General features: G+C 66.2%; 12 protein-coding genes. 9 read left to right on the top strand and 3 right to left on the bottom strand.

The features are described from left to right. Positions 1 to 124: 124 nt before the first annotated feature. The 3 genes from ACTYOL_RS22980 to ACTYOL_RS22970 all read left to right on the top strand — a co-directional run bounded on the left by ACTYOL_RS22980 (position 125) and on the right by ACTYOL_RS22970 (position 15,439). On the top strand, positions 125 to 14,110 hold the full coding sequence (locus ACTYOL_RS22980) for an autotransporter-associated beta strand repeat-containing protein (RefSeq protein ID WP_444757097.1): 13,986 nt from the start codon (positions 125 to 127) through the stop codon (positions 14,108 to 14,110). A gap of 175 nt (positions 14,111 to 14,285) precedes the next feature. Beyond that, positions 14,286 to 14,849 (top strand): GNAT family N-acetyltransferase, encoded by a 564-nt coding sequence (locus tag ACTYOL_RS22975; protein ID WP_054892521.1) that lies wholly within the window; start codon positions 14,286 to 14,288, stop codon positions 14,847 to 14,849. Positions 14,850 to 14,899: 50 nt separating this feature from the next. Then, positions 14,900 to 15,439 (top strand): hypothetical protein, encoded by a 540-nt coding sequence (locus tag ACTYOL_RS22970; protein WP_444757096.1) that lies wholly within the window; start codon positions 14,900 to 14,902, stop codon positions 15,437 to 15,439. A gap of 10 nt (positions 15,440 to 15,449) precedes the next feature. Here ACTYOL_RS22970 and ACTYOL_RS22965 read toward each other — a convergent pair whose 3' ends face one another. After that, a complete protein-coding gene (locus ACTYOL_RS22965; RefSeq protein WP_151924415.1) occupies positions 15,450 to 15,929 on the bottom strand; it encodes a DMT family transporter in 480 nt (159 codons plus the stop codon). Positions 15,930 to 16,019: 90 nt separating this feature from the next. Here ACTYOL_RS22965 and ACTYOL_RS22960 point away from each other — a divergent pair, with 90 nt between their 5' ends. Then, positions 16,020 to 16,937 carry a LysR family transcriptional regulator gene (locus ACTYOL_RS22960; protein WP_112899144.1) on the top strand — a complete coding sequence of 306 codons (918 nt, stop codon included), beginning with the start codon at positions 16,020 to 16,022 and terminating at the stop codon, positions 16,935 to 16,937. A gap of 87 nt (positions 16,938 to 17,024) precedes the next feature. Further along, positions 17,025 to 17,414: a lysozyme inhibitor LprI family protein gene (locus ACTYOL_RS22955; protein WP_054892525.1), complete on the top strand. Its 390-nt coding sequence runs from the start codon at positions 17,025 to 17,027 to the stop codon at positions 17,412 to 17,414. Between the two features lie 157 nt (positions 17,415 to 17,571). Here the strand turns inward: ACTYOL_RS22955 and mnmH are convergent, their stop codons facing one another. Next, the gene (gene mnmH, locus ACTYOL_RS22950) at positions 17,572 to 18,675 is read right to left on the bottom strand and encodes a tRNA 2-selenouridine(34) synthase MnmH (protein ID WP_153773252.1); all 1,104 of its coding nucleotides are present in this window, start codon (positions 18,673 to 18,675) and stop codon (positions 17,572 to 17,574) included. Continuing rightward, entirely contained in the window at positions 18,675 to 19,709 is a 1,035-nt protein-coding gene (selD, locus tag ACTYOL_RS22945; protein WP_323453305.1) for a selenide, water dikinase SelD, read from the bottom strand. Before selD ends, mnmH begins: the two co-directional genes overlap by 1 nt. A gap of 124 nt (positions 19,710 to 19,833) precedes the next feature. Between selD and ACTYOL_RS22940 the strand changes: the two genes are divergently transcribed. The 4 genes from ACTYOL_RS22940 to phnE are packed head-to-tail and all read left to right on the top strand — an operon-like array spanning position 19,834 to position 23,064. Then, positions 19,834 to 20,688 carry a putative selenate ABC transporter substrate-binding protein gene (locus ACTYOL_RS22940; protein WP_153773250.1) on the top strand — a complete coding sequence of 285 codons (855 nt, stop codon included), beginning with the start codon at positions 19,834 to 19,836 and terminating at the stop codon, positions 20,686 to 20,688. Next, positions 20,685 to 21,479 carry a phosphonate ABC transporter ATP-binding protein gene (locus tag ACTYOL_RS22935; RefSeq protein ID WP_151925219.1) on the top strand — a complete coding sequence of 265 codons (795 nt, stop codon included), beginning with the start codon at positions 20,685 to 20,687 and terminating at the stop codon, positions 21,477 to 21,479. Before ACTYOL_RS22940 ends, ACTYOL_RS22935 begins: the two co-directional genes overlap by 4 nt. Next, positions 21,473 to 22,300 carry a PhnE/PtxC family ABC transporter permease gene (locus ACTYOL_RS22930; RefSeq protein WP_444757095.1) on the top strand — a complete coding sequence of 276 codons (828 nt, stop codon included), beginning with the start codon at positions 21,473 to 21,475 and terminating at the stop codon, positions 22,298 to 22,300. The genes ACTYOL_RS22935 and ACTYOL_RS22930 overlap by 7 nt, the downstream gene beginning before the upstream one ends. Further along, positions 22,297 to 23,064, top strand: coding sequence for a phosphonate ABC transporter, permease protein PhnE (gene phnE, locus ACTYOL_RS22925; protein ID WP_112899138.1), 768 nt, complete (start codon positions 22,297 to 22,299; stop codon positions 23,062 to 23,064). Before ACTYOL_RS22930 ends, phnE begins: the two co-directional genes overlap by 4 nt. The last annotated feature ends 4 nt before the right edge of the window (positions 23,065 to 23,068 follow it).

Below are 23,068 nucleotides of genomic sequence, written 5' to 3'. Positions count from 1 at the left end.
CATTCCCAACAAGGAATCATGTAGCCATTGGTCAGGTGTTTCGTCGTCGCGTGTTCGACTAGCCGGCAACATTGCAGTGCGCGCGTTCAAGGACCGAACCACCTGATCCACGAAGGAGCTCTCCGTGGACAGAAGCGTCGCCTCCGTTTTGCCTACCCGTCTCTCCCATTTGTCGCTCGCTGTGAGCCTGGCTGTCGGAGGGCTGGCCTTCGGTCTTTCGAGCGAGCAGGCCCTGGCCGTGTGCAGCGCGGCCGGGTCCATCATCACTTGCAGCGGTGCTGCCAACCCGCTGGCGCCGAGCTATACCAATGGCGGTAGCGGCCTGACGGTCAACGTGAACCCTGGCGCCAGCCTGGGTACCCTGCTGGGCGTGGGAGGCACGTCGCTGTCGCTGTCGGGCAACAACAATACGTTGAACAACTCCGGCACCATCGACCCTACGTTGCTGGGGTTGTTGAGCATCCAGTCCAGTGCTGTGCTGATCGGCAATACTGGTACCGGCAGCACGCTCAACATCAACAACAGTGCCACGGGGGTGATCAAGGGCACGGGTGCCTTGCTTGGCGCCAACCTTCTTAACCTGACAGGCATGGCGCTGGACGCGCGCAATGGTTTGGGCGGTACCACTACCATCACCAACGCCGGCAGCATCGGTTCCTCGGCGTTGCTTGGCCTCACGCTGCTCAGCGAGGACACGCCGGTCATCGCTGTGACCGGCGGGAGTACGGTTAACTTCACCAACACCGGCACCATCCTTGGACGGGCAGCGTTCGAGGCTTCTGCTGCGGGCAACACCTTCACCAACGCCGGCACCTTGACCGGCAGCTTGTCGATGGGGGCCAACAGCACCAACCGCTTCAATGCCATTACCGGTTCGAGTGTCGGTGCCGGGCTTGGTGTCAGCGTTGCACTGCTGGTCACCAGCAATCCCAACCTGGGCTTTGCAGCCGCCGGCAAGATCGATGGCGGTGCCGGTGGCAACAACACCCTGGCCTTGCAGAATGCCATTGGGGGCGGTAGCGGAACCACCGGCTCCGGCACGATCAACGCCAACAACTACATCAACTTCAACCGCCTTATCGTCGACAGCGGCACCTGGAGCCTGATCGGCCAGGTGCTCAACGGCACCACCCAGACCACCCTCAATGGCGGTTTGATCAACTTCGACAATGCCAGCGCCTTTGGTACCGGCGGCATCACCGTCAACGGTGGCGGGCTTGCCGGTACCGTCGCAGGTCTGAGCCTGGCCAACGCCCTGACGCTCAACGCCGGCATCAACGTCGGCGGTGCTACCGACATGACCCTCAATGGGGTCATCTCCGGTGTTGGCGGCTTGACCAAGACTGGCGCCGGCCTGCTCACCCTTGGTGCCACCAACACCTATAGCGGTGGTACCACCCTTGCCGCTGGCGGCCTCAACCTGACCAGCGCTGCGGCGCTCGGCAGTGGTGCGCTCACCGTCAGTGGCGCGGGCAGCCTGCAAGGCAGCGTGCCACTGGTATTGAACAATGCCGTGGCGCTGAACGCGGCGCTGACCTTACCCGGCAGCAACGCCCTGACCCTCGGGGGCGTGCTCAGCGGCACGGGCTCGCTGGTCAAGAGCGGCACCAGTAACCTGACCCTCAACGGCGCCAATACCTTCTCCGGCGGCACCAGCCTCGGCGGCGGCACGCTCACCCTCGGCAACAGCGCTGCCCTGGGCATTGGCGCGCTGACCCTGACCGGCAGCGGCGTGCTGGACACCACGGCCGCCATGACGCTGGCCAACGCGGTCAACCTCGGTGCCAACGCCCTGACCCTGACGGGCAACAACGCCCTTACGCTGGGCGGCGTGATCGCCGGCGCGGGTGGCAGCTTGATCAAGAACGGCGCCGCCGACCTGAACCTGAACGGCACCAACACCTTCAGCGGTGGCACCACGCTCAATGCCGGCAAGCTCACCGTCGGCGCCAATGCCGCGCTCGGCACCGGCGCCCTGACCCTGGGCGGCAATGCCAGCCTCGACGCCAGCACCGCAGTCAGCCTGGGTAACGCAATCAACCTCGGCGCCAACACCCTCAATCTGTTGGGCACCAGCGCCACTACCCTGGGCGGGGTGATCAGCGGCACCGGTGCGCTGGTCAAGAACGGCGCCGCTGACCTGGCGCTCAACGGCAACAACACCTTCAGCGGCGGCCTGACCCTCAACACCGGCAAGCTCACCGTGGGTAACAACAACGCCCTGGGCGGTGGTGCCCTGACCCTGGGTGGCAACGCCAGCCTCGATGCCAGCACCGGGGTCAGCCTGGGCAATGCCATCAGCCTGGGCGCCAATACCCTCAACCTGCTGGGTACCAGCGCTACCACCTTGGGTGGAGTGATCAGCGGCACTGGCGCGCTGGTCAAGAACGGCGCCGCCGGCCTGACCCTCAACGGCGCCAACACCTTCAGCGGTGGCACCACCCTCAACGCCGGGGTGCTGACCGTCGGTAACAACAACGCCCTGGGCACCGGCGCCCTTAGCCTGGGCGGCAATGCCAGCCTCGACGCGGGCGTGGCCGTTAACCTGGGCAACGCCATCAACCTGGCGGGCAACACCCTGAGCGTGGTGGGTAGCAACGCCACCACCCTGGGCGGTGTGATCAGCGGCACCGGTGCATTGGTCAAGAATGGCGCCAGCAACCTCACCCTCGGTGGCACCAATACCTTCACAGGTGGCCTGACCCTCAACGCTGGCACCTTGACCCTGGCCAGTGCCGCGGCGCTGGGCACCGGCGCGCTCACCGTGGGCGGTGCATCCACACTCGCCAACAGCGCGGCGATGACCCTGAACAATGGCGTCAATCTCGGCGCCAACCTGACCCTGGCCGGCGCCAACAACCTGAGCCTTGCAGGCAACCTGAGCGGTACTGGTGGCCTGATCAAGAACGGGGCGAGCACTCTGACCCTGAGCGGCAACAACACCCAGAGCGGTGCCACCGCGCTCAACGCCGGCACCCTGGTGGTCGGCAGCGCCACTGCCCTGGGCACCGGCGCACTCAACGCCGCCGCCAACACCACGCTGGATTCGTCGGTCGCCGGGCTGACCCTGGGCAACGCGCTTAACCTGGCCGGCAACCTCAACCTCACCGGTAGCAACGATCTGACCCTGGGAGGCGTGATCGCCGGTGTCGGTGGCCTGACCAAGAACGGCAGCGCTACCCTGACCCTCAATGGCGCCAACACGCAGTTCGGCGCCACCAACCTCAACGCCGGTACCCTTGTGGTCGGCAGCAACACGGCCTTGGGCTCTGGCGCGCTGAATGCCGCTGCCGGTACCCACCTAGACGCCAACGCCGCAGTCAACCTCGGCAACGCCGTGAACCTGGCCGGTGCCCTGACTCTCGACGGTACCGCCAACCTCGGCCTTGGTGGCGTGATCGCCGGTGCCGGTAGTCTGGTCAAGAACGGTGCCGCCACGCTGACGCTTTCCGGTCCCAACACCTACCTGGGCGGCACGACCCTCAATGCCGGTGGCCTGGTGCTGGGCAATGGCGCCGCACTGGGCGTCGGCAAGCTGACCGTGGCGGGGGCCGGTAGCCTGGATACCTCGGCTGCGCTGACCGTTGGCAACGCCGTCACCCTGGATGCCGACCTCACCCTGGCCGGCAGCAACAACCTCAACCTCGCCGGCCTGGTCGACGGCACCGGCCGGCTGATCAAGAACGGCACCAGCACGCTCACCCTCGGCGGGCTGAACACCTATGCCAGTGGCACGCTGCTCAATGGTGGCGCCCTGGTTCTGGGCAATGGCAGTGCAATCGGCACCGGCGATCTTACCGTCGGTGGCGCCGCGAGCCTGGACACCAGCGCTGCACTGAGCCTGGGCAATAACATTGGTTTGAACGCCGACCTTACCCTCACCGGCAGCAATGCTTTGACCCTCGGCGGTGTGGTCAGCGGGGCAGGGCAGTTGGTCAAGAACGGCAGCGCCACTGTGACCTTGAACGGGGCCAACACCTATGCCGGTGGCACCACGCTCAACGCGGGTGGCCTGGTGATAGGCAACGGCAACGCCCTGGGGACCGGCGCCCTGACCGTGGCCGGCGCCGCCAGCCTGGACAACAGCGCGGTCGCTACCCTGGGCAACGACATCGCACTGAACGCCAACCTGACCCTCGGCGGCAGCAACAACCTGACCCTTGGCGGCATCATCAGCGGTACCGGAGGCTTGATCAAGAATGGCCTGGCCGACCTCACGCTGACCGGCAACAACACCTTCAGCGGCGCCGTCGACTTGCTCGGCGGCACCCTGACCACCGTTGGTACCGGTGCGCTGGGCAACGCCTCGGCGGTCAATGTCGGCGCTGGCGCCAACCTCAACCTTGGGGCCAGCACCACGGTCGGCGGGTTGAGCGGTGCCGGCGCGGTGAGCGTGGCGGGGGGCAGTGACCTGACGGTCGGCGGCAACAACCTCAACAGCGTGTTCAGCGGCGCCCTGGCCGGTAGCGGAGGCCTGATCAAGGCTGGCACCGGTGCTCTGGAACTGTCCGGTGTGAACGTGCTTGGCGGCGCCACCACGGTCAATGGCGGCCTGCTCAATGTCAGCGGTTCGCTCGCCAGCTCCGGCGTACAGGTCAATGTCGGCGCCAGCCTGGGCGGCACCGGCAGCGTGATCGGCCCTGTGGACATCGCCAACGGCGCACACCTGGTGGCCAACAGCGGCGCGACCCTCAACACCGGTGCGCTGACCCTGCACAGCGGCTCGATCCTCGACTTCGGCCTCGGCTCGCCCTCCACGGGCGGCACTGCCTTGGTCAACGTCAACGGCAACCTGACCCTCGACGGCACCCTCAACGTCACCGACCTCGGTGGTTTCGGCACCGGTATCTATCGGCTGTTCGACTACACCGGCGCGCTGGTCGACAACGGCCTGCTTGTTGGCGCGTTGCCGGGTAGCGTACTGCCGGGCGATGTCCAGGTGCAGACCGCCATCGGCGCGCAGATCAACCTGCTGGTGGGCGGTGCCACCGGCACCGTGCAGTTCTGGGACGGTGCGCAAAGCGTGCCGAACGGCGTCATCGACGGTGGCGCCGGCACCTGGGACGGCAGCAATACCAACTGGACCGACATCAACGGTGTGCTCAACGGCAGCTGGGCCAGCGATTTCGCCGTGTTCCAGGGCACCGCTGGCGATGTCAACGTGGTGGGCACCCAGGCTGCCACCGGTCTGCAATTCGTCACCAACGGCTATCGCCTGATCGGTACCGGTGGCCTGAACCTGGTCAATGGCAGCAACGGTGCATTCGCCGTGCGTGTCGATCCGGGCGCTACTGCGACGATCAACGTCGGCCTCTCCGGCAGCGGCCAACTGGCCAAGCTCGACACCGGAACCCTGGTGCTGAACGGCGCCAACAGCTACAGCGGTGGGACCTTGCTCAACGGCGGCACCCTGGTGGTAGGCACCAACACCGCCCTGGGTACTGGCGCGGTCAGCGCCGCAACGGGCACCACGCTGGACAGCAACACCGCAGTCACCCTTGGCAACGCCCTGGCCCTGAGCGGCGCCCTGACCATCGCTGGCAGTGCCGACCTCGGCCTGTCTGGCGTGGTTTCGGGCGCCGGCAGCCTGGTCAAGAACGGCGTTGCCAACCTGACGCTGGGCAACGCCAACACCTACAGCGGCGGCACCACCCTTGCCGCTGGCACCCTGACCCTGGGTAACGACCTGGCCCTCGGCACGGGCGGCCTGAACGTCACTGGCGCCTCCAGCCTCGCCACCACGGGTAACGCGGTGTTGGCCAACACGGTTGCGCTGAACGCCAACCTGACCGTGCCAGGCACTGGCAACCTCACGCTCAACGGCGCACTCAGCGGCACCGGTGGGCTGATCAAGAACGGCACCGGTGTGCTCACCCTGAACGGCAGCAACAGCCAGCAGGGTGTTACCAGCCTCAATGGCGGAACCCTGGTGGTCGGCAGCAACACCGCCCTGGGCACTGGCGCGCTGAATGCCACAGGTGGCACAACCCTGAGTGCAGGCGCCAACGTGACCCTGGCCAATGCGCTCAACCTGGCGGGCAACCTCACCATCGCCGGCGCGCAGGACCTGGTGCTAGGCGGCAACATCATTGGCGTCGGCGGCCTGACCAAGACCGGCAGCGGCACACTCACCCTCAATGGCACCAATGGCAACCTGGGCAACACCAACCTCAACGCGGGCACCTTGGTGCTCGGCAGCGCAAGCGCGCTCGGCCTCGGCCAGCTCAACGCGGCTGCGGGCACCACGCTGGATAGCAATGCGGCGCTCACTATCGGCAACACCGTCAATCTGGGCGGCAACCTCACCATCGCCGGCAGCAACGACCTGGGCCTGGGTGGGCTGGTCACGGGCGCTGGCAGCCTGACCAAGAATGGCGCCGGCAACCTCACCTTGAGTGGCCCCAACACCCTGTCCGGTGGCGTGACCCTCAACGCCGGCACCCTGACCCTGGGCAATAACTCGGCACTGGGCCTTGGCAACCTGACCGTCGGCGGCGCCAGCAACCTGGCCACCACCGGCGCCCTGATCGTGGCCAATCAGGTCACGCTCAACGACACCCTGACCCTGCCTGGTAACAACGACCTGGCCCTGAGCGGCGTGATCAGCGGTACCGGTGGGCTGACCAAGACCGGCACCGGCAACCTGACCCTCGGTGCCGCCAACACCTACCAAGGCACCACCACGCTCGCCGCAGGCACCCTGACCCTGGGCAACGGCAGCGCGCTGGGCGCTGGCAACCTCTCGGTGACCGGCAACAGCGCCCTGGCCACCACCGGCGCCCTGCAAGTGGCCAACGCCATCGGCCTGGGCACGGGCGCCACCTTGAGTGTCAACAACGCCCAGACGCTGACCCTCGACGGGGTCATCAGCGGCGGCGGCAGCCTGAACAAGGCCAGCACCGGTCAACTGGTGCTCAACGGCGCCAACAACTACACCGGCGGCACCTCGCTGCAGGCCGGCAGCCTGCTGCTGGGTAACGCCAGTGCCCTGGGCAGTGGTGCCCTGAACGTCACCGGCGCCGCAGCCCTCGACGCCAGCCAGGCCCTGGCTCTGGTCAACGCGGTCAACCTGACCGGTGGCAATCTTACCCTCGGTGGCAGCCAGGCCCTCACCCTCAACGGTGTGGTTTCCGGCGCCAACGCACTGGTGAAGAACGGCGCCGCCGGCCTGACCCTCAATGGCAACAACACCTACAGCGGCGGCACCACCCTTAACGCCGGCACGCTGACCGTCGGCAGCAATACCGCGCTGGGTACCGGGGATCTGAGTACAGGCGCCAATACCTCCCTCGATGCCAGCGTGAACGCCGCATTGGCCAATAATGTGCACCTGGGCGGCGCGCTCAACCTGCCAGGCACCGCCGACCTGACCCTCAACGGCGTGGTCGACGGTGTCGGTGGCCTGAACAAGGCTGGCGCCAGTACCCTGACCCTCAATGGCGCCAACAGCTACCTGGGCGGCACCACCCTGGGCGCCGGGCAACTGGTGGTGGGTAACGACAACGCGCTGGGGCAGGGCGCTCTCACCGTCGCGGGGGCCTCCACCCTGAGCAGCGGCGTCGCCAGTACCACATTGGCCAATAACGTCACCCTCAACGCTGGCCTCACCGTCGCCGGCACCAACGACCTGACCCTCAACGGAGTGATCAACGGGGCCGCCGGGTTGACCAAGAACGGCAGCGGCAACCTCACGCTCAACGGTAACAACGGCTACCAAGGCGGCACCCAGCTCAATGCCGGGCGCCTGACCCTCGGCAGCAGCGGCGCCCTGGGCACCGGCACCCTCGACGTGACCGGCGACGCCACCCTGGTCAACAGCGCGCCGATGGCACTGGGCAACACCATCGCCCTGAGCAACGGCGCCAACCTGACCGTCGACGCTGCCAATGCCCTGATCCTCAGTGGCGACCTGGGCGGCACAGGTAACCTGGTCAAGGCCGGTGCCGACGACCTGACCCTGGTCGGCGTCAAGACCTTCACGGGCAACGTCGATATCCAGGCCGGCTCGCTCACTGCGCTCGGCAGCGGCGTGCTGGCCAACGTCGACACCCTCAACGTCGGCGCCAGTGGCCAGCTCAACCTCAATGGCAACACCAGCCTTGGTGCCCTCACCGGCAGCGGCAACGTCGATGTCGGCGTTGGCAGCACCCTGAGCCTGGGCAGCAACAACGTCAGTACGACCTTCGCGGGCGCCCTCAATGGCTCGGGCGGCCTGGCCAAAGATGGCACCGGTACCCTGACCCTCACCGGTACCAGCAATCTGGCTGACAACACGCAGGTCAACGCTGGCACCCTGAAAGTCGATGGCAGCCTGGGCAGTAACCTGCTGACCGTCGCCAGCGGCGCAACCCTCACCGGCAGCGGCTCTGCCAATGCCTCGGTGGTGATCGACAACGGCGGCCACCTGGCAGGCCAGAGCGGCGCCACCCTGGGCGTCGGTTCGCTGGTGCTCAACAGCGGATCGATCGTCGATGTCGGCCTGGCTTCGCCAGGCACTGGCGGCACCGCGCTGTTCAATGTCGGCGGCAACCTGACCCTCGACGGCACCCTCAACGTCAGCAATATCGGTGGCTTCGGCAACGGCGTGTACCGCTTGTTCGACTATGCCGGTGCGCTGACCGACAACGGCCTGGACTTCGGCACCCTGCCGCTGGGCGTGAGCCTTGGCGATGTGTCGCTGCAGACCGCGCTGGCCAACCAGATCAACCTGCTGGTCAGCTCCAGCGGCCTGAACATCCAGTTCTGGGACGGCAGCCAGACTGCCCCGAACGGCCAGGTCGATGGTGGCACCGGCGTGTGGAACGCCGGCAACACCAACTGGACCGACCTCAACGGCACCGTCAACACCACCTGGGGCAGCACCTTCGCGGTGTTCCAAGGCACGGCAGGTGACGTCACCGTCGACGGCAGCCAGAGCGTCAATGGCATGCAGTTCGTCAGCAACGGCTATCGCCTGCTGGCCGGGACCGCCGGCCTGCTCGACCTGGTCAACGGCAGCGGTGGCGATACCAGCGTGCGGGTCGATCCCGGCGTGATCGCGACCCTGGATGTTGGCCTGGGCGGTGTCGGCAAACTGAACAAGCTCGACACCGGCACTCTGGTGCTCAACGGCAACAATAGCTACAGCGGCGGTACCCAGCTCAGTGGCGGCACCCTGGTCCTGGGCAGCAACACTGCGCTCGGCACCGGCCTGCTGGACACTGCCAGTGGCACCACCCTGGACACCAACAAGAGCGTGAGCCTGGCCAATGCGATCACCCTCGCCGGCCCGCTGAACCTGACCGGCAACAACGACCTGGCGCTCACTGGCAACATCGGCGGCGCCGGCAGCCTGGTCAAGGCTGGTAATGCGCAACTGGCCTTGTCCGGCAACAACAGCTACAGCGGCGGCACGGCGCTGAACGGCGGCACGCTGGTGGTAGGTTCCAACACTGCCCTGGGTACCGGCGTGCTCAGTGCGGCGGCAGGCACCAGTCTGGACAGCAGCCAGGCCGTGACGCTGGCCAACAACGTCAACGTCGCCGGCAATCTCAACGTGCTCGGCAGCAATGACTTGAGTCTTGGCGGCACCGTCGCCGGCGCTGGCCGTCTGATCAAGTCCGGCATCGCGCGGTTCAGCCTGCTGGGTGCCAATACCTTCAGCGGCGGCACCGAGCTGCAGGCCGGCACCCTTGTGGTCGGCAACAACGGCGCGCTCGGCACTGGTGGCCTCGACGTGACCGGCAACGCCAACCTCGACAGCAGCACTGCGGTGACGCTGGCCAATCCGGTCAATGTCACCGGCGTCCTCAACGTGCTGGGCAGCAACGACCTGCAACTGGCCGGTGTGCTCAGTGGCAACGGCGTGCTGAACAAGAACGGCCTGGCCGACCTCACCCTGTCGGGCAACAACACCTTCAGCGGTATCCTCAACATCCTCTCCGGCAGCCTGAGCACCATCGGCACCACCGCGCTGGGCACCCAGAGCGAGTTGAACGTCAGTACCGGCGCGAGCCTCAACCTCGATGGCAACACCACCCTGGGCGAGATCGGTGGCACCGGCGCGATCCAGATTGCTGCAGGCAACAGCCTCAACGTCGAAGGCGGCGTGTTCGATGGCAACATCAGCGGCACCGGCACGCTCAACAAACTCGGCACCGGCACCCTGGCCCTGAGCAGCAGCAACAGCCATACCGGCAATACCAACGTGCAGGCCGGTGGCTTGAAGGTGGATGGTTCGCTCGCCAGCAGCGCGGTCAACGTTGCCAGTGGTGCGACGCTGTCGGGCGCGGGCAACCTCGGTGGGGCGGTGACGGTCGCCAGCGGCGGTAGCCTCGCTGCTGCCAGCGGCGCGACCCTGAACGCGAGCAATCTGGCGCTGGATGCCGGTTCGAACTTCAACGCCGCGCTCGGCACGCCGACCGGCGGCAATTCGCCGCTGGTCAACGTCGCCAACAACCTGACCCTCGGTGGCACGCTCAACGTCACCGACATCGGCGGCTTCGGTGCAGGCGTCTACCGCCTGTTCGCCTACGGCGGCAGCCTGATCAACAACGGCCTGGCCTTTGGCACCACGCCCGTTCCAGTGACCGACCTCACCGTGCAGACCGCCGTGGCCAATCAGGTCAACCTGGTGGTTGGTGGTGCCAGCAACGTGCTGTTCTGGGACGGTAGCAACACCGTCGCAAACGGTGTGATCGAGGGTGGCAGCGGTGTCTGGGATGCCACCAACAGCAACTGGACCGATGCCAACGGCGTACTCAACAGCACCTGGAACGACACCTTCGCAGTCTTCCAAGGCACTGCCGGGACCGTCACCGTCAACGGCAGCCACAGCATCACTGGCCTGCAATTCATCACCGATGGCTACGTGCTCAACGCAGGTGCAGGCGGCGAACTGCTCACCAGCACCAGCGGCACTACCAACCTGCGGGTCGATAGCGGCGTCACGGCAACCCTCAACGTTGCCCTCAACGGCAACGGCAACGTCGCCAAGTACGATGCCGGCACCCTGGTGCTCAACGCTGCCAACGGCTACAGCGGCGGCACCGCGCTCAACGGCGGCACCCTGGTGGTCGGCAACGACAGTGCGCTGGGTAGCGGCACGCTGACCGCCGCAGCGGGCACCACCCTGGACAGCAACACTGCCGTCACCCTGGCCAACGCCGCAGTCCTCAACGGCGCACTGGCCATCGGCGGCAGCAACGCGCTGACCCTCAACGGCGATATCAGCGGTGCTGGCGGGCTGGTCAAGAATGGCGCAGGCCTGCTGACCCTGGGCGGCAGCAACAGCTACAGCGGCGGCACCCAGATCAACGCGGGCAGCGTGGTCGGCAACACCACCAGCCTGCAGGGTGCGATCCTCAACAATGCGGCGCTGACCTTCGAGCAGAACGCCAACGGCAGCTACACCGGCAACCTCACTGGCAGCGGTACGCTGACCAAGAACGGCAGTGGTGAACTGCTGCTGACCGGTGTCAACGGCTTGACCGGTGCCACCACCGTCAATGCTGGCAGCTTGCTGGTCAACGGACGGCTGGACAGCGCCACGGTACAGGTCGCTACCGGCGCTCGCCTGGGCGGCAGCGGCACCTATGCCGGGGCTGTGCAGATCGCCGACGGCGCCACCCTGGCCGCGGGCCAGAGCAGCACACCGTTGACGGTAGGCAGCCTGAACCTGAGTTCCGGCAGCGCCCTGGACTTCTCGCTCGGGGCGCCAGCGGCGTCCACTACAGTGGTCAAGGTCGACGGCAACCTGGTGCTCGACGGTACGCTGAACATCACCAATGCCGGCGGCTTCGGCACCGGCGTCTACCAACTGTTCAACTATGGCGGCGCACTGACCAACAACGGTCTGGTCTTCGGCGCCATCCCCGGCAGCGTGGCACTGGGTGACCTGAGCCTGCAGACCGCCATCGCCAACCAGATCAACCTGGTGGTGCAAGGGGCGGGCGACCAGTTGCAGTTCTGGAACGGTGGCAAGACCAACCCGGATGGCAGCATCGGCGGCGGCAGCGGCACCTGGGGCCCTGGTACCAACTGGACCAACTCCAACGGCACCACTGGCGAAACCTGGAGCGATGCCTTCGCTGTGTTCGGTGGCCAACCTGGCACCGTCACCGTGGTCGGCAACCAGTCGTTCAGCGGCATGCAGTTCCTCAGCGACGGCTACCAGGTGGTGCCGGGCACAGGCGGCAGCCTGACCCCGGTCAACGGTGCCGATGGCAGCCTGGCCCCGGTACGGGTCAACGCAGGTGCCAGCGCCGTGATCAGCGCGCCACTGGTAGGCACTGGCGGTATCGAAAAACTCGACGCTGGCACGCTGTTGCTGACCGGAGCCAACACCTACACCGGTGGCACCATTGTCAACGGCGGTACCTTGGGCGGTAACACCACCAGCCTGCAGGGCAACATCACCAACAACGCCAACCTGGTGTTCGCGCAGGGTACCAACGGCACCTTCAACGGCACCCTCAGCGGTACCGGCACCACCACCAAGCAAGGGGCGGGCAGCCTGTTGCTGACTGGCAACCAGCCGTTCAGCGGGGCCTTCAACGTCAACCAGGGCACGCTTCAAGTCGGCAATGCCGACAACCCGGGCACCAACCTTGGCGCCCAGGTCACCGTGGCCAACGGCGCGGCGCTCACCGGCAACGGTACCGTCGCCAGCCTGACCAACCACGGCACCGTGCTGCCAGGGCCTGCGGGCAACCTCAATGTCAGCGGCAACTTCACCAACGCCAGCGACGGCAATCTGGTCATCGACCTGGGCACCGCGCCGGTGAACTACCTGAATGTCGGCGGCACGGCCAACCTGGGCGGCAGCCTGACGGTGGCCAACCTCGCCGGTGGCAACGGGCAGTACACCGTGGTCAGTGCAGCTGGCGGCATCAACGGCACCTTCGCCAGCAACAACCTGATGAACTCGGCATTCCTCAACAGCTCGCTCGACTACGGCGCCAACCAGGTGACCCTGTCGGTCAGCCGCAACGGCAACGCGTTCGCCGATGTCGCGGCCTCCAGCAACCAGCGTGGTGTCGCCACGGCACTGGAAAGCGCCGGTGCGCCGACCAGCCTGCGCGACAACATCCTGCCGCTGGACCGTCAGGCCGCGCAGTCGGCGTTCGACAGCCTGTCCGGGGAAATCCACGCCAGCACCGCGACCGTGCTGATCGAGGATTCGCGCTACATCCGCGACGCGGTCAACGACCGTATGCGTCAACCGGATTGCAGCCGCGAGGACGATCCACGCCGCACCCTGGCGCCGACCGCCAACCAGCAGCTGACCAGCGAAGGTTGCCAGGGCCAGGCCGTGGGCTGGATCCGCGCCATTGGCGGCTGGGGTGACTACGACGGCAGCAGCAGCCATGCCAGCGTCGACCGCGACCTGTCGGGCTTCATGCTCGGTGTCGACCGCGCCCTGGACGATCAGTGGAAAGTCGGTATCGCTGCCGGATACACCCGCAGCAGCATCGATGCTCACCGTCGTCAGTCGGACGCCAGCGTCGACAGCTACCACCTGGCCACCTACCTGGGTTACCAGATGGATGCCTTCGCCGCACGCCTGGGCGCCAGCTACACCTGGCATGACATCGACACCAAGCGCGATGTCCAGGTGGGCAGCTACGACGACCGCCTGAAGGCCAAGTACAAGGCGCGCAGCGCCCAGGTGTTCGGCGAGGTGGGTTACGCCATCGACGCTGGCGGCATCGCCCTGGAACCGTTCGCAGGCCTGGCCTATGTCAACTACGACAGCGACAGTGCCCGTGAGAAGGGGGGTGTCGGCCGCCTGAAGGCCAGCGTCGATCAGGACGTGACCTTCTCCACCGTCGGGGTGCGCGCCGGCAAGCGCATCAAGCTGGACAACGGCAGCGAGATCACGCCACGGCTGTCGGTTGGCTGGCGGCATGCCTTCGGCGACACCAAGCCCGATGCCGACGCTCGCTTCATCGCCGGTGGCGCTGGCTTCAGCACCGAAGGCGTACCGATCGCCCGCGATGCTGCGGTGGTCGAGGCCGGTGTCGACCTGGCTGTCGGCCAGAGCGGCAAGCTGGGTGTGGGGTACTCCGGGCAACTGTCCAGCGAGAACCGCGACCATGGCGTGGTGCTGAGCTTCAGCATGGGCTTCTGATCGGCTGAACCGCAGTGGGCTGTTCTGCAGTCCTATCACGGAACAAGCCCGCTTCCACGGATCTGGTGGACGCGGGCTTGTTGCGTGATAGGCCCCTCACTGACGCCCGGCTTACTTTCATCACGCCGCTGACGCTAGACTGTCATCTTCCCAAAAGTCGGACAGGAGTCCCTGCGTGACCCACCCCCGCAGTTTCCCCAGCGACCTGTGCCTGGACAGCCCGCGCCTGCAACTGCGCCCCATGCGTCATGGCGATGCGGCGCAGTGGCTGGCGATCATGGCTGATCCTGAGGTCATGCGTTTCTGGCACCACGCCCCTTGGCAGGAACTGGCCGAGGCCGAAAGCGCCCTGGCCGCCGATCGCGAAGCCTATGCTGCCGGCAATCTGCTCAAGCTCGGCATGTACCGTCGCGACAATGGCGAACTGATCGGCATGGTCCAGTTGTTCAATCTCGATGACGATTCGCGTCGCGGCGAGATCGGCTACTGCCTGGCCAAGGCCGTGCAAGGCCGGGGTTACATGGACGAGGCGCTGACCTGCTTCATCGACTATCTGGCCCATACCCTGCACATGCGCCGCCTGGAGGCGGAGATCGACCCGCGCAACCAAGGCTCGGCGCGCACCTTGGAGCGCCAGGGCTTCGTCCTCGAAGGCACCTTGCGCGCCCGTTGGTGCGTGGCGGGCGAGTTGTCCGACTCGGGGATCTACGGGTTGTTGCTGGAACCGCCTGTCGTCTGAGGCGCGGGTGCGGTAAGGTCGGGGTTTCGCCCGATCCGATGGAGCTCCGGTTGCCAGCCTACTACATCAGCATCAGCCTGCTGCTTTACCTGCTTGGCCTGTTTTTCGATGGCGCCCTGATGGGCGCCGAGCAGCATATGCCTGCTTTGCAGATGCTGCTCTACGGCCCCTGGGGCGTGGCATTCGAGCTGTATCAGTGGTTCGCCAATCCCCTGCTGGCGCTGGCGATCCTGAGCCATCGGCGCTTGCGGCGGCTGTCGCTGCTGTTCGGTCTGCTGGCGCTATATCTGGCGGCAAGCAGCCTCGGCGTTGAGCGGCTTCCCGACAACCGCAGCTACGCATTCCACGATGTCACGGGTTTCGGGGCCGGGTTCTACCTGTGGTCGCTGTCGATCCTCACCTTCTGCGCAGGTCATGCCTGGTGGTGCTGGAAGGCCCGCAAGGCCGACGACATGCCGGGTTGGAACTGGCTGGACGTGGCCCTGATCGCAGCGCTCGGCGTGATGCTGTATGCCGCCACGCAGATGCCCTCGCTGCGCTTCGAGGTGGATCAGGTGCTGATGCCCCCCGAGCCTGCACACAGCCTGTAGCGGCCTGGGCTCAGGCGCTGCGTGCCGTGCCCCACTGCACCACCAGCATGCCCCCGACGATCATCGCCACCCCCAACAGCCGTGGCAGGTTCACGGGTTTCTCCGGCAGGCCCATCAAGCCGAACTGGTCGATCAGCAACGACGACAGCACCTGCCCGGCGATCACGCAGACGATGAACCCCGCCGCGCCCAGGCGTGGCGTCAGCACCAACGCGGCGGTGATGTAGATCACCCCGGCGACGCCCCCCAGCCAGGCCCACCAGGGTGCCTGGGCCAGGTTCTGCAGCTGTGGCATGGGCGCGCGCATCAGCAACAGTGCTGGCACCAGCATCATCAGGCTGACCAGCAGCGAAACCCCCGCTGCCCACAACGGGTGCCCGAGCAAGCGCCCCAATGCAGCATTGCTGCCAGCCTGAAAAGGCACCGCCGCCCCGGCGAGCAGGGCGATGAGCAAGGGAAGGATGGCGGACAAGGCAATGACCTTGGGCATGGCGTGAGCTCCTGTGGATAACCTTGGTCCAGTCTCTTGTATGCGCTTAAATGATGGAAATTCGAATTCTGCACAGGCCTTATTCGTCACATGGATGATTTGCGTCGCATCGACCTCAACCTGCTGCTGACCCTGCATGCCCTGCTCAGCGAGCAGCACGTATCCCGGGCAGCAATTCGCCTGCACCGCAGCCAGCCGGCGGTGAGCCATGCCTTGGCGCAACTGCGCGATATCTTCGCCGACCCGCTGCTGGTGCGTCGTGGCGCGCGCCTGGTACTCAGCCCCCGCGCCCAGGCCCTGCGCGACCCATTGCAGCAGGCACTGGCGCAGCTCGACGGGCTGTTGGGCAGCCCGGGGTTCGAGCCGGGCAGGGCTCGCCGCACCTTTCGCCTGGCGATGTCCGACTATGGCGCCCAGGTGGTTCTGCCTGCGCTGATGCGCGAGTTGCGCACCCTGGCACCGCAGATCGATCTGGTCGTCTCCCAGGGCAGTCGCGAAGCGATGCTCGGGCAGTTGATCGACGGGGAGGTCGACCTGGCGCTTGGGGTGTTCCCCGAGTTGCCGTCGGAGATCCATGAGCAGGGTTTGTTCGACGAGTCGTTCGTCTGCGTGGCCGATCGTGGCACCTTGCCGGTGCGCGGCAACCTGACCCTCGACGCCTGGCTGGCGCGTCCGCATGTGCTGGTGGCGGTACGCCCCGGTATCGACAACGAGATTGACCAGGCACTCAAGGCCCTCGGCGTCCGTCGGCGCATTGCCCTCACGCTCCCGCACTGGGGTGTGGCCCAGACCGTGCTGGCCGGGACCGACCTGGTGTTGACCGTGGCCCGGCGCAGCCTGGCAGCAAGCCCGCCAGACAAGGCCCTGCGCGTATTCGAGCCGCCGCTGCCGATCAGCGCGTTCAGCTTTGCCCAGGCCTGGCATGCCCGACGCGAGGGCGATGCTGGGCATCAGTGGTTGCGCGAGCTGATCCTTGCCCATTGTCGGGGCTGGCATTCGCGCGCGTAGGACAGGTCCGATTTCACAGGGTCACAGGGGCCTTGCGGCGCACTTGCTGCTAGGCTGGCAATCTTTCTGATCAGAGGGTTCTCTTCGATGTTCAAGCATTCCCTGGCAGCCGTCGTTGCCGCGCTGGTGTTCGCCTCTCAGGCCCAAGCCGACGAGAACTCCCCCACCTATACCAAATGCATGGACAAGGCCTCCAGCACCGTTGCGATGAGCGCCTGCATCAAGGATGAAACCAAGCTGCAGGACGACCGCCTCAACCGTGTCTACAAGCAGTTGCTCGGCAAGCTCGATGCGCCGCAGCAGAAAAGCCTGCGTGAAGTGCAGCGCGACTGGATCAGCTTTCGTGACAAGAACTGCAAGTTCCATGTCCAGGCCAGCGGCGGGACCATGGCGCAACTCGAAGGCGGCATGTGCGTACTGGACATGACCCGCGAGCGCGCCGCGGAGCTGGAGCGGATTCTCAGCCCCGGACAGTGAACGGTCTCGAACCCTGTAGGAGCGGGCTTGCCCGCGAAAAATACACCGCGCTGCCTGGCACGGGCTACGCCCGTGTTCGCGGGACAAGTCGCAGCGGCGAACCGCTGCTCCTAGAGGTACCGCACCGGCAAAGCCGGTGCCATGCCCCGCGGGGCAATCAGCGCCGGCGCAGCGCCCGTGCTTTCAAGTACTCCCGCACCTCGAGTGCATCACCGGCAAACTCGATCCTGCCCGACTTCGCCTCACGCTGGTACGCATACATCGGGTCGTAGTACTCGTTGAGCAGACCCTCGATCCAGCCTCGGTGCAGATCCACCTCACCGCTGTGCAACTGCACTTGCAGCGCCTGCTCCAGCAGCGCATACAGCCGCTGGAAGCGTTCGCCCCCCAGACGCTTGTGGATATTGCCCATGCTCTGACGCAGGCGCTCGGCAAACAGGCGGCGCCCATCCTCTTCGCCATGCAGGGCAACGAATTCGGCACACAGGTTGATCACGTAGTCGCGCAGGATGCGCTCGACGCGATTGGCAAAACTGTCCTCCAACCACACCAGCGGATACTGCTGCATGCCTTGGTACAGCGCCAGCGGCACCGAGCAGCTGCCGACCATCCGCCCCTCGTCCTCCAGCACGAACTGCTGCACGCCCCGCGCGCGTTTTTTCAGCACGTCGATGGCCAGGCGGTTCTCGAAATCGATCGGTGCAGGTTGCACGGTGGCGCGCTTGCCGAAGCTCGAACCGCGGTGGTTGGCGTGGCCTTCGAGGTCGAGCACGTTGTCCAGTTGCAGCAGCACGTCGGTCTTGCCGGTGCCGGTCAGGCCGCCCAGCAGCACGAAGTCACATTGCTCGACTGCCTGTTGGGTGGTGTCCATCAGGAAGGTCCGCAGGGCCTTGTAACCGCCTTTGACCCGCGGATAGTCAATGCCCACCTCTTTCAGCCAGCCCTGGACGATCTGCGAGCGCAGGCCGCCACGAAAACAGTAAAGATACCCCTGGGGATGGGCCTGGGCGAATGCGGCCCAGGCCTCCAGGCGCGCCTGCTTGACCGCGCCGCTGACCAGTTGGTGCCCCAGGGCGATGGCTGCGCTTTGGCCCTGGTGCTTGTAGCAGGTGCCAACCTTCTGCCGCTCCTGGTCGTTCATCAGCGGCAGGTTGATGGCGTTGGGGAAGGCGCCCTTGGCAAACTCGACCGGTGCGCGCATGTCCATCATCGGCGCATCGTCGAGGAACAGCTGTTTGAAGTCGGTGCAGTCGGGGCGCATCAAATCACCTCGACTGCGTAGGTCTGTCGCTCGACCAGCGTGCCGATCGGCGCCAGATCCAGGCCCAGTTCAGCGGCGACCGCCAGAAACTCCGCCTGACCCTCGGGGCTCACCGCCACCAGCAAGCCACCGCTGGTCTGCGGATCGCACAGCAGGTGCTTCTGTTCATCGCTCAGGGCGCCGATCTTGTGGCCATAGCTTTCGTGGTTGCGCAGGGTACCGCCGGGGATGCAGCCCTCGGCCAGGTAGTGCTCGACACCCGGCAGGCGCGGTACTGCATCGAACTGCAGGCGCGCGGTGAGAGCGCTGCCTTCGGCGACTTCGACCAGATGGCCGAGCAGGCCGAAGCCAGTCACGTCGGTCATGGCCTTGACCCCGTCGAGCTTGCCGAAGCGGCTGCCGGGTGTGTTCAGGGTGCACATCCAGTCGCGCGCCAGGCCTTGGTCCTGTTCACGCAGCTTGGATTTTTTTTCGGCAGTGGTAAGGATGCCGATACCCAGAGGCTTGGTCAGGTACAACGTGCAGCCGACGGTCGCGGTGTCGTTGCGCTTGAGATTGCGCTTGCCGACCACGCCGGTCACCGCAAGGCCGAAGATCGGCTCGGGCGCATCGATGGAGTGGCCGCCGGCCAGTGGAATGCCCGCTTCGGCGCAGACCGCACGGCCGCCACGGATCACCTCGCGGGCAACCTCAGGCGGCAATACGTTGACTGGCCAGCCAAGGATGGCGATGGCCATCAGCGGGTCGCCGCCCATGGCGTAGATGTCGCTGATGGCGTTGGTCGCGGCGATACGGCCGAAGTCGTACGGATCGTCGACGATGGGCATGAAGAAGTCGGTGGTCGAGACCACCCCACGTTCGTCGTCCAGGGCGTACACGGCAGCGTCGTCACGCGAGGCGTTGCCGACCCAGAGCTTGGGGTCCAGCGCCTGGCTGCCGCTTTCGGCGAGGATCACATCCAGCACCTTGGGGGAGATCTTGCAGCCACAGCCTGCGCCGTGGCTGTACTGGGTCAGGCGAATCGGCTCGCTCATAGGTACCTCGGGGTCCAATTGTTGCGCGATTGTAGCAAAGCTGGCCTTTGCGCCATCGGCTCTTATAATTCCCGCAGTCGGTGCGTCGCCGGCACTTTCCCCGCTATTGAACCGGAGAACTCCCATGCTCAAACGCCCCTTGGCGCTCGCCGCCGGCCTCGTGCTGTCCTGCTGCGCCGTCATCGCACAGGCCGCCGACACTTTGCGGGTCAGCGCTATTCCCGACGAAGCGCCGACCGAGCTGCTGCGCAAGTTCAAGCCGCTGGGTGAATACCTCGAGCAGCAACTGGGCATGAAGGTGCAGTTCGTACCGGTCGCCGACTACCCGGCGGTGGTCGAGTCGCTGGCCAGCAATCGCCTGGACCTTGCCTGGCTGGGTGGCTTTACCTTCGTCCAGGTGCACCTGAAGGACCCGACCGCCACACCGCTGGTGCAGCGCGAGCAGGACGCGCAGTTCACCAGCAAGTTCATCACCGCCAACCCGGACGTGAAGAGCCTGGCCGACCTCAAGGGCAAGACTTTCGCCTTCGGTTCGATTTCCTCGACCTCCGGCAGCCTGATGCCGCGCTATTTCATGCTCAAGCAAGACAACATCAAGCCTGAGAGCTACTTCAGTCGGGTTGCCTATTCCGGCGCGCACGACGCCACCGTGGCCTGGGTTCAGGCGGGCAAGGTCGATGCCGGCGTACTCAACGCCAGTGTCTGGCAGAAGCTGGTCGATGCGGGCAAGGTCGACACCAGCAAGGTGAAAGTGTTCGCCACCACGCCGACCTACTACGACTACAACTGGACGGTGCGCGGCAACATGGACCCGGCCCTGAAAGACAAGATCAAGCAAGCCTTCCTCGCCCTCGACCCGGCCAAGGCTGAGCACAAGGCGATCCTCGACCTGCAGGCGGCCAGCCGCTTCATCGAGACCAAACCCGAAAACTACGCCGGCACCGAACAGGCTGCCCGTGAGGCCGGCTTGCTCAAGTGAGTATCCAACTGCACGCGGCAGGGCTTCGGCACGGCCAGGTACGCGCCCTCGAAGACGTGAGCCTGCGCATCGACAAGGGCGAGCGGGTGGCGGTGATCGGGCCGTCGGGGGCGGGCAAGTCCAGCCTGCTGCACCTGATGGCCACGGCCGTGCAGCCCGGCGCCGGGCACCTGGAACTGCTTGGCGAACAGCCCTGGGCGCTGTCGGCGGGCGCGCGGCAACGCCTGCGGGCGCGGGTCGCGCTGGTGCATCAGGCACCGCCGTTGCCGCCGCGCCAGCGGGTGGTCACCGCCGTATTGGCCGGGCGTCTTGGCCAGTGGGGCACCTTGCGTGGCCTGCTCAATCTGCTGCACCCCAGCGATGTGCCGGGCGCGCGACAGGTGCTGGCGGAGCTGGGGCTGGCCGACAAGCTGTTCGTGCAGTGCGGGCAGCTGTCCGGTGGCCAGTTGCAAAGGGTGGGTATCGCCCGTGCGCTGTACCAGCAACCTGAAGTATTGCTGGCCGACGAACCGGTCTCGGCGATGGACCCGGTGCTGGCTGATCACAGCCTGGCCCTGCTCAATCGCCACGCGCAAACCCATGGCGTGACACTGGTCGCCAGCCTGCATGCGGTGGAGCTGGCGCTCGCGCATTTTCCCCGGGTGATTGGTATCCGCGAAGGGCGTGTGGTGTTCGATTGCTCGGCAGCGGCGGTGACCGATGCCTTGCTCGACGCCCTCTACGCCAATGAGCAACTGGCGTCGCCGACGACCGTGGGGCCGACGCTGACGGTGCAGATTCCGCGATGCTGAAGACCGATGCCCGCGACCCAGCGGCGCTGCCACGCCTGTTGCTGACCCTGTTGTGCCTGGCCCTGTTGTGGCCGGGGTTGCAGTTGAGCGAACTCGACCCCGGGGTGCTGTTGCAAGCCGAGAACCGTCGACAGATGGCGAGCTTCGTAGGCGCCTTCTGGCCGCCTGCCCTTGATCGGGAGTTTCTGGCGTTGCTGTTCGAAGCCACCCTGCAGACGCTTGCCGTGGCCACTGCCGGCATGACCCTGGCATTGCTGCTGGCCATCCCGGCCAGCCTGGTGGGCAGCCGGGCATTGTCGTTAAGGGCGGCATCACGCGCCGGCCGCCCGGGGCCTTGGTCGCGGCTGGTGCGCATGCCGGTGCGCGGCCTGCTGGTGTTCCTGCGCAGCGTGCCGGAGATCGTCTGGGCGCTGTTGTTCGTGCGCGCCGTGGGGCTGGGGCCGACGGCGGGGGTACTGGCCATCGCCATCACCTACAGCGGCATGCTTGGCAAGGTCTATGCCGAGATCTTCGAGTCGGTGGACCAGCGCCCGGCCCATGCCTTGATGCAGGCCGGCAGCGGACGGTTGAGTGCGTTCTGCTATGGCATCCTGCCGGTGGCGGCGGCGGAGGTGGTGTCTTACACGGTCTACCGCTGGGAATGCGCGGTGCGAGCTTCGGTGGTGATGGGCTTTGTCGGTGCCGGTGGGCTGGGGCAGCAGATCGACCTGTCGATGCGCATGTTCGCCGGCGCCGAGGTGGCGAGCATGCTGCTGGCGTTTCTCGTACTGGTCACCCTGGCCGATGTGTTGAGCCGCGTGTTGCGTGGGAGGCTGACATGAACCGGGCGATCAACCTGCTGGTGATCGTCGCCATCGTTGCGGCGGTGGTGTCGTCGTTCGCCTACCTGGAACTCGACCTTGCGTCTGTCATCGGCAATGGTGGCCTGGCGCAGATGGGCGAGTACGCCTCGCGCTTCCTGAGCCCTGATCTTTCTTCCGAGCACCTGCGTGCGGTGGCGCGCGGTGCGCTGGAGACCCTCGCCATGTCCGGGCTGGGCACCTTGCTGGCGATGCTGCTCGGCCTGCTCTTGGCATTGCCTGCGGCCGGGCGCTTCGGCTGGCCGCTACAGGGTGCGGCGCGCTTGCTGCTCAATGCCCTGCGGGCTATCCCTGAGCTGGTGTGGGCGGCCTTGACCGTGCTGGCAGCCGGGCTCGGGCCCAATGCCGGCACCCTGGCCCTGGCGCTGCACACCGCAGGCGTGCTGGGGCGCCTGTTCGCCGAGGCGCTGGAGAATGCCCCCGCCGAGCCGGCGGCGGCGATCCGCTTGCAGGGCGGGAGCCAGGTCGCGGCGTTCTGCTTTGGCACCTTGCCCAATCTGTGGCCGCAGTTGCTGGCCTACAGCCTGTATCGCTGGGAGAACAACATCCGCATGGCCAGTGTGCTGGGCTTCGTCGGCGCGGGCGGGCTGGGGCAGATGCTCTACACCACCCTCAGCCTGTTCCAGGAAGCCCAGGCCAGCACGGTGATCATCGGCATGCTGGTGCTGGTGTTGCTGGTGGATGCCTTCAGCGATGTACTGCGCCAACGGTATGTGCGGGCGTAGGTGA

Source organism: Pseudomonas sp. A014, from assembly GCF_052378495.1.
Classification (GTDB): Bacteria; Pseudomonadota; Gammaproteobacteria; order Pseudomonadales; family Pseudomonadaceae; genus Aquipseudomonas; species Aquipseudomonas machongensis.
Note: the sequence above shows the minus strand (reverse complement) of the source record. Positions and strands in the feature narration are given on the sequence as shown.